Source organism: Parendozoicomonas callyspongiae (assembly GCF_023502345.1).
Classification (GTDB): Bacteria; Pseudomonadota; Gammaproteobacteria; order Pseudomonadales; family Endozoicomonadaceae; genus Sansalvadorimonas; species Sansalvadorimonas callyspongiae.
In genome coordinates this window covers 1-1,253 of record NZ_JAMFLX010000083.1, presented here as the reverse complement: position 1 = coordinate 1,253, position 1,253 = coordinate 1, and the positions used below count along the sequence as shown (strand labels likewise).

Sequence of the window (1,253 nt, the reverse complement as noted above, 5' to 3'; positions counted from 1 at the left end):
GGGCGTTAGCTCCACAACCACCATCACAATTAACCTTTAGGAATTAAATGAACGTAGATAAGATTGTCGCAAGACAAGCAGCATACTATGCAAATGATGCACAAGACTGGGCTAATTCCGCACACTCAGTTTTATTTCCAAGAATGACCGAACTTCTGGATTTAGAGTTACCCAAACATAATCGATACGCAGTTTGTAATCTCAGAGGAGGAATCGGTAAGTCAACTCTAACATTTAATCTCGCATATGATGCTGGAGATGTTCTAGCTGTAGATACTTGCCCTCAAGCTAATTCGACAAGTTTTTTCACACAAGGTTCTCCAGCAAACGGCACAACGATTTACGATGCTCTGCTTCCATACTTATTACCAAGAATGTCCTTTCCATCTGGTATTGCTCAGAAAGTTGAAGGCCATAACTCATATTTCGATGGCAAAGGGGCATATTTTGTACCCTCATCTCCGAACTTATATGAATTCCCATCGATCATGGAATCTGCATTGTCTCAAGCCAGAGGCATACCTGGAGAATCAGATAGAGCAATAACGCAAATTCTTAATTCTATGAGAGATCTTCTAGATAGAGAATGCAGAAAAACAGATACAAGGAAAGTATTAATCGATACATCGCCATTCTTTTCTGGTGCTACTCATCTTAGCTGGCATGCAGTTGATTCATTAATTGTTCCAGTAAGAACAGACCAGCAATCAGTAGATTCACTCAAACTACTTTTAGAATTACTTCAGAATAAAAATCGCTCATTCCTCAGAGCACAACAAGGTTTAGATTTGCATGAGCCTAAAGTCCAAATGGTTGTTCTAACACACTGTGGGTGGTCAACTAGAGCAGGAGCACAGTATGAGCCAAACAACCAAACCAAAGTGTATTTAAAAAAAGTAAAACAAGTAATAACTGACAACATAGACTGTTTTACTACTGATGATCCAGATAATCACATCGTTCCACTAGATGATTTTTTAGGTACAGGTCGTATTGCTTCAGCAAAACAAATTCCAATTAAGTGTTTAAGCCCTCAACAAAGTTTCACTATTGGTGGCCAAAGGGTGACAGTTAATGACTCTGTAACAAAATGCCAGCGGCAGCTATCATTTATTAGCCAAAACATCTGGGCATAGTGAAGCTAACAAGAGCTTCAAAAGGGACGCCGCGTTGCGGCGCCCCTTAAGCTGGCGTTACCCGCGTTGGGGGAATGAATAGTCCCAAGTCATCGTAAATCCCGCCAAAAGTCTTTA

The 1,253-nt window shown here is 40.5% G+C and carries 1 protein-coding gene; it reads left to right on the top strand.

Annotated elements, in window-relative coordinates; translation table 11 throughout:
* Positions 1–47: 47 nt before the first annotated feature.
* Positions 48–1,136, top strand: a complete 1,089-nt coding sequence (locus M3P05_RS20350; protein ID WP_249701964.1) for a ParA family protein — start codon at positions 48–50, stop codon at positions 1,134–1,136.
* The last annotated feature ends 117 nt before the right edge of the window (positions 1,137–1,253 follow it).

What these genes read in the sequence shown, in the direction of transcription:
- M3P05_RS20350 (WP_249701964.1), top strand. Translation starts at nt 48, where the DNA reads ATGAACGTAGATAAGATTGTCGCAAGACAAGCAGCATACTATGCAAAT.